General features: G+C 41.8%; 8 protein-coding genes. 5 read left to right on the top strand and 3 right to left on the bottom strand.

Features of this window, described 5'->3' with window-relative positions; all coding sequences use genetic code 11:
* Positions 1-123 precede the first annotated feature (123 nt).
* The 3 genes from HZA08_01940 to HZA08_01930 all read right to left on the bottom strand — a co-directional run bounded on the left by HZA08_01940 (position 124) and on the right by HZA08_01930 (position 1,975).
* Positions 124-375: a hypothetical protein gene (locus HZA08_01940; GenBank protein ID MBI5192184.1), complete on the bottom strand. Its 252-nt coding sequence runs from the start codon at positions 373-375 to the stop codon at positions 124-126.
* A gap of 20 nt (positions 376-395) precedes the next feature.
* Positions 396-1,004: an SMC-Scp complex subunit ScpB gene (gene scpB / locus HZA08_01935; protein MBI5192183.1), complete on the bottom strand. Its 609-nt coding sequence runs from the start codon at positions 1,002-1,004 to the stop codon at positions 396-398.
* Positions 1,005-1,210: 206 nt separating this feature from the next.
* The gene (locus tag HZA08_01930; GenBank protein MBI5192182.1) at positions 1,211-1,975 is read right to left on the bottom strand and encodes a segregation/condensation protein A; all 765 of its coding nucleotides are present in this window, start codon (positions 1,973-1,975) and stop codon (positions 1,211-1,213) included.
* Between the two features lie 273 nt (positions 1,976-2,248).
* Here HZA08_01930 and bamA point away from each other — a divergent pair, with 273 nt between their 5' ends.
* The 5 genes from bamA to lpxA all read left to right on the top strand — a co-directional run bounded on the left by bamA (position 2,249) and on the right by lpxA (position 8,212).
* Positions 2,249-4,519, top strand: a complete 2,271-nt coding sequence (gene bamA / locus HZA08_01925) for an outer membrane protein assembly factor BamA (protein ID MBI5192181.1) — start codon at positions 2,249-2,251, stop codon at positions 4,517-4,519.
* A gap of 161 nt (positions 4,520-4,680) precedes the next feature.
* On the top strand, positions 4,681-5,256 hold the full coding sequence (locus tag HZA08_01920; GenBank protein MBI5192180.1) for an OmpH family outer membrane protein: 576 nt from the start codon (positions 4,681-4,683) through the stop codon (positions 5,254-5,256).
* Between the two features lie 449 nt (positions 5,257-5,705).
* The gene (gene lpxD / locus HZA08_01915) at positions 5,706-6,779 is read left to right on the top strand and encodes a UDP-3-O-(3-hydroxymyristoyl)glucosamine N-acyltransferase (protein ID MBI5192179.1); all 1,074 of its coding nucleotides are present in this window, start codon (positions 5,706-5,708) and stop codon (positions 6,777-6,779) included.
* Between the two features lie 140 nt (positions 6,780-6,919).
* Positions 6,920-7,357 carry a 3-hydroxyacyl-ACP dehydratase FabZ gene (gene fabZ / locus HZA08_01910; GenBank protein MBI5192178.1) on the top strand — a complete coding sequence of 146 codons (438 nt, stop codon included), beginning with the start codon at positions 6,920-6,922 and terminating at the stop codon, positions 7,355-7,357.
* Between the two features lie 78 nt (positions 7,358-7,435).
* Positions 7,436-8,212 (top strand): acyl-ACP--UDP-N-acetylglucosamine O-acyltransferase, encoded by a 777-nt coding sequence (lpxA, locus tag HZA08_01905; protein MBI5192177.1) that lies wholly within the window; start codon positions 7,436-7,438, stop codon positions 8,210-8,212.
* Positions 8,213-8,491 lie beyond the last annotated feature (279 nt).

Genomic DNA, 8,491 nt, shown 5'->3' with positions numbered 1-8,491 from the left:
AGATGTTAGTTCTTAATATTACGCATTTTGTAACTCATATTACACATATTATTATCAGGTTATACTCTTGAGACTTGTGCAAAAAAATTAATACGGATGTTACATGTATAATCTATCAATAATCTACTGCGGATATTTATGGCAGTATAGACATTGTTGTTTAGCAGCGTGGTTTTTTGGTAAAGGCTTTTCTGTGGTTTTAACATGGCATTGTATACATTCTTCTATTTTTAAAATCTTTGTGTGTATCTTATCGTCAGGAATGGCAGGAATCTTTCTCTGGAAACGTGGAAGTACAAAAATTGTGGTCAGGGTTAAAGAAGTTGCGAATATAAAGGCTATCCATTTGAGTAATTTTATTTTACTGGGTGTCATATTTATTAGGGTTCAAGGGGTCAAGGGTTCGTGGGTTCAAGGGGTAAAATTACAGGAGCATCTTCTTCATGTTCCACTATAGAAGTATCTCCCCCTTCTTCAACTGTTAGGTCGGAGAATTCTTTTAATGTCGGGAGGTCTGCTATATCTCTTAGTCCAAAGTATTGCAGAAATTCTTTGGTTGTAGAGTATAGAATAGGTTTGCCGGGGACATCTTTCCTTCCAATTATCTTTATCAGGTGTTTATCCAGAAGCCCCTTTAACACTCCTGATGAGTCCACACCACGGATGTCCTCTATCTCAGACTTTACAATAGGCTGTTTATAGGCAACTATAGCCAATGTCTCAAGGGAGGGTTTTGAAAGACGCGTTGACTGTTTTACCTTCTTTAGTTTTTTTATCCATACAGCGAGTTCCGGGCGTGTAATTAACTGGAATCCCCCGGCCACCTCAGCAATCCTTAATCCTGAAGGACGCATCTCATATTCATGCTGTAAATCCCATAATAAATTTCGCATCTTCCCCCGGTCTATATCTTCAAGCACATTCTTAACCCGTTCCACAGACAGAGGCTCGCCGGATACAAATAATAATGCCTCTAAAATAATTTTTATCTCAACATCTTCCATTGCTTCCCCTTCATCCGAAAATCAACCCCATCCCCACCCTACCCCTCCCCTTGAAGGGGAGGGAATCAACGTAGCCCCCTAACCCCCTCCCGTCATTTCAATTTGGGGAGAGGGAATCTTCTCTGTTTTATCTTACTTCTTTCTTCAGCCTTTCGAACTTCTTACTTCTTGCTTCTGACCTCTTGCTTCTAACTTCTACCTTCAGCCTAAATACCTTCAGCCTTTTCTTCACTTTCCGCCTTAAACACCCTGATCGTCTCCCTGTCCTCAACCTGCAGCAGCCTGATTACCCGCATCTTGGCAAGTTCAAGGAGTGCGAGAAATGTTACCACAATTGAACGCTTTGTGGAATCATTATCAAGGAGTTCATATAATGTAAGTCCATTAATGCCCTCTGTTTCGAGCCGTTCTATAATAGCTGTCATTCTTCCGCGTACAGTCAGCTCCTCAGGGATTATATCAAGCGTTTTTTTATCAGGGAGTCTGTCAAGTACATCCCTGAATGCATCAATGAGCTCAAATATCCCGACCTCAATCATTAACTCTTCTTTATCTTCTTCCGTCACGTCAGCCGCTGCAGCAGGTGCAGGCTCATGCCCCTGATAAAAAATATCACGCCATATTTCCTCACGTTTTCCGAGTTCGTCTGCAACCTCTTTAAAGCTTTTGTATTCAAGGAGTTTTCTTATAAGCTCTGCCCTGGGGTCATCTTCTTCAAGTTCATCAACACCTGCCTTTTCTTCCTGAGGCAGGAGCATCCTGGATTTGATGTAAGTCAGGGTAGCGGCCATCAATAAGAATTCACCGGCTATCTCCAGATTAAACTCCTTCATGAGTTCTATATATTCGAGGTATTGGTGGGTAATTAAAGATATTGGTATATCATAAATATTAACCTCATTCTTCTTTATCAAATGCAACAATAGATCAAGCGGCCCTTCAAATGCCTCAAGCTTTATCTGATATGACATGCCTTCCTCTTTTCTTATTTCTATCTTCTTGCTTCTTACTTCTACTATCTATTTTAACCCCACCCTCACCCTGACCCTCTCCCTGAGGGAGAGGGGATGTTTGTTCACCATTCACCATTCACCATTCACTGCCGTCACATTATATCAGGACTTGCTATCGTAAATCTATCACTGATTTTCTTTTCCTCTTTACACCATCATAAGAGAAGTGTTATTATTTCCTGCTTAAAAAATAATTAAGGGGATATACATCAGTAAATGAAGTACCTGAGGTTGTTTAACCGGTTAACACTGCTCTGCTATTGCCTTATCACACTTTTTTTAATCAACACAGCGTATGCACAGGAAGACATTAAGGCAGAGCTGTCTGTTATTAAACAAATTGAGGTCAGGGGAAATAAACGTATTGAGGCATCAACTATCCTTACACGGATAAAGACAAAGGAAGGGGATACTTACTCAGCGGAACGGACAAGGGAGGATTTAAAGACACTCTTCAATACTGATTATTTCGATGACATAAAGTTTGAGACTGAGGCATCAGATGGAAATATAAAGCTTGTCATCTCTGTGAAAGAAAGGGCAATCCTAAAAGATATTAATTTTGATGGGAATGACAAGGTCACAACTGAGAGGCTGAAAGAGAAGATTACACTTATATCAGGGACACCTTTCAGCAACAAACAGGTTAAAGAGAGTGTAGAGAGAATAAAGGCGCTCTATCAGGAGGATGGTTATTATGATGCATCCATCACACCCGTCATCTCCAAAATCACAGAAGATAAGGCATCTGTTACCTTTTTAATAAAAGAAGGGAAAAAGATAAAGATCAAAGAGGTCAGGATATTAGGAACAGAAAAGATCTCTGAATATAAAATTAATAAGGCAATCAACACTAAACGGTATAAGCGGCTTACGTCATGGCTCTCAGGTACAGGGATTTATAAGGAGATTGAGGCAGAGGGGGATATTGACCGTATTCGTGAATATTATCTGGACAGGGGTTATATCCATGTACAGGTAAGCGGCCCGGAGATTGAAGTAATCGAAGGCGGAAGATGGATGAGGATAATCTTCAGGGTTAATGAGGGAGAAAAATTCAGGGTCAGGAATATTGATTTCAAAGGTAATGATATATTCGCAAATAATATCATTGAGAAAAAGATTACCCTTAATAAGGGTATGGTCTTCAGCAGGAGACAGCTTCGTGAAGATATCTCAAAGGTAATAGATTTGTATGGTGAGGGTGGTTATGCATTTGCAAATGTAAATCCTGATTTAAGGCCGGATGAGGTCTCAAGAGAAGTGGACATTACACTTAATATTGAGAAGGGAGAAAAGATAAAGGTCAGGAGGATTAATATCGGCGGGAATGAAAAGACACGGGATAAGGTAATCCGCAGGGAGATTCGCCTGAATGAATTGGACTACCTTAATACAACTGCACTCAAAAGGAGCTTTCAGCGTATAAATAATCTGAATTATTTTGAAAACATCGAGATCGTTCCTGAATTAGTTACAAAAGACATGGTAGATCTGAATGTTAAGGTAAAAGAAAAACCGACCGGTGCATTCAGCATGGGCGGCGGATACAGCTCTGTTTACGGATTAGTCGCTATGGTTGACCTGACTGAGGGTAATCTTTTTGGAAAAGGAGAACTCTTAAAATTAAAAGGTGAATTCGGGAAACTTAGAACAAGCTATGACCTTACATTCAAGGAGCCATGGTTTTTAGATACGCCGACATCTTTGACAACAAACATCTTTGATACCGTCAGGTCATTTAATAGTTATGACATAAACACAAGGGGAGCTAATGTCGGTGTAGGCCGTTCTTATGGGGAATACTGGAGCGGCGGTGTTTCTTACGGGATACAGACTATAAATGTTAAAGGTACACCTCCTCCATCATTATCAAAAGGGGCGTCAAGGACAGCAAGCGTTACAACTTATGGAACAAGGGATACAAGAGATAACTATTGGGACCCCCGCTCCGGTACTAAAAACAATGCATCTGTAGAATATGCGGATCAATTTTTAGGCGGTGATAATGTATTTGTAAAATATACCCTTGATACTGTCTGGTATTACCCTCTTGTATTAGATTCAGCATTCATGGTACACGGCAGGTATGCAGCCGGTCAGGGCCTTAGGGGAAATGAATTTCCTGCAAATGAAAGATTTTATGTGGGAGGTATTTACACTGTAAGAGGCTTTGATTACGGCAAGGCTTCTACAACTTCTACGATTGATCCTAAAACAGGTGACCTTCTCGGCGCTGATAAAGAATTAATTATTAATGCTGAATATATTATCCCTCTTGTAAAAGAGGCCAGAATTAATGGTGTCCTGTTTTATGATGCAGGGTCAGGTTTTGGGAAAGATGACAGTGTTGCATTATCAGACCTGAGAACAAGCGTCGGCGGAGGATTCCGGTGGCTCTCCCCTATCGGCCCATTACGTCTTGAGTGGGGATACAATCTGAAACCAAAACCGGGTGAAAGGCAAGGGATCTGGGAGTTTTCGATCGGGACACTGTTTTAAAGGCTGATAAGAAGCAGAATGTAAGAACAAGAAGTTAGATAAAAGAGACAATTCCCATCCCTTTGCTTGAGGGTGTTTTGTAACTATATTTCCCTCTCCCTCAGGGAGAGGGTCAGGGTGAGGGTGGGGTTAACGAGTTCTAAAACAAGAAAGGAGAGTATATGAAAATCAGTGGAATCAAAAAAGTGTTTGCATTCACAGCAGTAACAGGGATGATTATCTATGCATTTACTGCATCTCCGGTAAGGGCTGAGGAGTTTAAGATTGGGTATGTTGATGCACAAAAGGTGCTGGATGAGAGTACATTAGGACAGCGGGTGAAAGAGTCTTTAAATGAATACGTGCAAAGCAGGCAGAAGATAGTTGATATCGAAGAGACTGAACTTAAAAAACTTGAAGAGGATTTATCCAAACAGGGTGCTGTCCTGAGTCCTGAGGCAAAACAGGATAAAGAAGAACAGTTACAGAGAAAGTATATGGAATATCAGAAGAAGGTAGGCGAACTTCAGAAAGAGATTCAACTGAGAAGGACTGAAAAACTTGAAGAATTCAATAAAAACCTTGAGAAGATTGTAAAAATATTCGGAGAAAAAGATGGTTATTCTATGATCTTAAACAACCCTGCATCAAATACTGTCATGTATTCAAAACCATCACTCGACCTTACAGAACAACTGATCAAGGAGATTGATAAAAACATCACAAAAGAGGCGCCGAAAACAGAAAAAGATAAGTAAGGAGAATGAAAATGGAACACGAATGACACAAATATTACGAATGACTCGAATTTAAAAATATACAGTTTTTATTCGTGAAATTCGTCTTATTCGTGAAATTTGTGGTCATTTTTTGAGAATTTTCGGATGAACCGTCATGAACCGTGGGTTCACAAAGGAGGATGAAAACCACCCCCCCAAGCCCCCCCCTTGTTAAGGGGGGGAAAGTTCCATTGGTGCTCAATGGCCAACGGCAATCCCCCCCTTTGTTCAAGGGGGGGCATGGGGGGGTTATTTTCGGATGAACCGTCATGAGCGGGGCGATCACAAAGGGGCATGAAAATCAGCGGGACAAGAATGTCCCGCCTATCCTCGTAGATATGGATAGGCGGGGTTTTCTAACCCCGACGGAGGTAATTTTCGGATGAAATTTGTGGTCATTTTTTGAGGATTTTCGGATGAAACCTAAGATCAAAATAACCCTCGAAGAAATTGCAAATAGACTTGAGGGCGAATTAACAGGTAATTATGAGAACATACTGGTATCCAATGTAGCAGGACTGAAGGAGGCAGTAGAAGGTGACATTAGCTTCCTTGCCCACAGGAGACACATCAAAGACCTTGAAAATACCAGGGCATCAGCAGTAGCTATCCCAAGGGATCTGGCCTTTGACAGACTGCCGGCAATTAAAGTAGATAATCCATATTATGCCTTTTCCCAACTGCTGAATATATTTTATGAAATTCCTGATATCCGGAAAGGGCAACAAGGGATAGACGAAAGAGCTGTTATAGGAAATAATGTCCAATTAGGAAATAATGTTACCATATATCCCTTTGTATACATCCAAGATTGTGTAACAATCGGTGAAAATGTTATTATCTATCCCGGCACATTCATTGGAGAAGGGTCGTCTGTGGGGAGCAATACACTCATTTACCCGAATGTGACCATACGTGAAGATGTCACAATTGGGGCAGGTGTAATAATACACAGCGGTGCAGTGATTGGGAGTGACGGCTTCGGATATGTCTTCCATAAAGGTATTCATCACAAGATACCTCAGAAGGGCGGCGTGATTATTGAGGACAATGTTGAGATAGGGGCAAACACAACTATTGACAGGGGGACATTAGGTAACACGATTATAAAGCGAGGAACAAAGATAGATAATCTCGTGCAGGTTGCACATAATGTTACCATTGGAGAAGATTGTATTTTTGCAGCTCAGGCAGGGATTGCAGGAAGCTCAACAATTGGAAAACGCGTAACCCTTGCAGGTCAGGCCGGTGTAACAGGTCACGTAAAAGTGGGAGATAATGTAACAGTTGCTGCCAAGGCAGGTGTAACAAAAGAGATTAAAGACGGGCAAACAGTCTCCGGTATGCCGGCAATACAACACAAAGATTGGTTAAGAACGATGGCAGTATTCGACGGCTTGCCTGAGTTAAGACAGAAACTACTTGCTCTTGAGAATAAGGTTAAGGAGATGGAAAAGGCATCAACAAAAACAGAAACAGAAAGGCACGAAGAAAAGATTTGAAGGTTGAGGAAAATGAGGCCACCTCACCCGGACCCTCTCCCGCCAGGGGAGAGGGAAGCTAATGTTTATTCCCCCTCCCTTGACGGGAGGGGGTTAGGGGGAGGGTGAGCTATGGAGATTTTCTGATGAAGGAGGAAAGCATGGACATAATTGAAATCCAGAGGATACTGCCGCACAGATACCCGTTTCTTCTCGTAGACAGGATTATTGAGATTGAGCTTGGAAAGAGAATAGTCGGCATCAAGAATGTTACAATAAACGAGGGGTTTTTTCAGGGTCATTTTCCAGGTCATCCTGTAATGCCGGGTGTTTTAATAATCGAGGCAATGGCCCAGGTCGGCGGGGTTCTGGCATTCAAGTCTTCTGAAAAAAAGATGGACATCTCCAATAAACTCGTCTATTTCACTGGGATTGACAGGGCAAAATTCAGGAAACCAGTATTACCCGGTGATCAGATACGTTTTGAATTACAGGTCATCCAGGCAAGGGAGCCGTACTGGAAATTAAAAGGCACTGCAACAGTGGATGGTAAAAAAGTGTGTGAGGCGGAGATGATGGCAATGGTCGGGGATAAATGAGTGAGCGGTGAGCAGAAGTTAGAAGCAAGAAGCAAGAAGTCAGAAGCAAGAAAGAAAAAAAGAGGAAAGAAAAAATTTATGAATAATATTCATTCAACAGCGATTGTACACCCGGGGGCGAAGCTGGGTGAGGGTGTGAGCATAGGGGCGTTTTCAATAATAGGGGAGAATGTAAAGATTGGGGATGGGACTATTATTGAATCACATGTTGTTATTGACGGATGGACAGAGATTGGGAAAGGAAACAGGATATACCCTTTTTCAACTATAGGGACACCGCCGCAGGATATTTCTTATGCAGGTGAAGAGACGAGAGTTACCATCGGAGATAAGAATATTATCCGGGAATATGTGACCATACACAGAGGGACAAAGAAAGGCGGCGGCCACACAATTGTCGGTTCCCAAAACTACATTATGGCTTATGTACATATTGCACATGACTGTAACGTAGGCAATAATATCATTATGGCAAATGCGGCTACACTCGGAGGTCACATCTTAGTTGAAGACCATGCTGTTATTGGCGGTTTAACAGGGATTCATCAGTTTGTACGCATCGGTAAATATGCAATGGTAGGCGCCTGCTCTGCTGTTTCCTTAGACGTCCCGCCCTTTGTCTCAGCAGTCGGTAACAGGGCAACACTGTACGGCCTTAACATTGTAGGTTTAAGACGTCATGGCTTTAATAAGGAACGTGTTCTGAAAATAAAAAAGGCATACAAGATTTTATTCCGTTCCAAACTCTCATTAAAAGAGGCAATAACAAAAACAGAAGAAGAGATAACTGATTCAGAAGACGTAAAGATGTTGATAGATTTTATAAATGGTACAAAAAGAGGGATTGGCAGATAAATTGTCATGAGCGGGGCGCTCACAAAGGGAAATGAAAATAGTAAACAGTAAGCAGTGAGCAGTAAACAGGAAAGGCAGTCTTTATCTGCTAACTGCTTACCGCTTACTGCTTACTTGGGGTCATTTTCGGATGAACCCTCATGAAACGGAGGTTTCACAAAGGAGGATGAAAACCACCCCCCCAAGCCCCCCCTTGTTAAGGGGGGGAAAGTTCCTTTGGTGCTCAATGGCCAACGGCAATCCCCCCCTTTGTTCAAGGGGGGGCATGGGGGGGTTATT

The organism is Nitrospirota bacterium (assembly GCA_016212215.1).
Classification (GTDB): Bacteria; Nitrospirota; 9FT-COMBO-42-15; order HDB-SIOI813; family HDB-SIOI813; genus JACRGV01.
This window is presented reverse-complemented; position numbering and strand designations above follow the sequence as displayed.

Coding starts and splice junctions, on each gene's coding strand:
- HZA08_01930 (MBI5192182.1), bottom strand. CDS start 1,975: ATGTCATATCAGATAAAGCTTGAGGCATTTGAAGGGCCGCTTGATCTA.
- lpxA (MBI5192177.1), top strand. CDS start 7,436: ATGAATAATATTCATTCAACAGCGATTGTACACCCGGGGGCGAAGCTG.
- fabZ (MBI5192178.1), top strand. CDS start 6,920: ATGGACATAATTGAAATCCAGAGGATACTGCCGCACAGATACCCGTTT.
- HZA08_01920 (MBI5192180.1), top strand. CDS start 4,681: ATGAAAATCAGTGGAATCAAAAAAGTGTTTGCATTCACAGCAGTAACA.
- scpB (MBI5192183.1), bottom strand. CDS start 1,004: ATGGAAGATGTTGAGATAAAAATTATTTTAGAGGCATTATTATTTGTA.
- HZA08_01940 (MBI5192184.1), bottom strand. CDS start 375: ATGACACCCAGTAAAATAAAATTACTCAAATGGATAGCCTTTATATTC.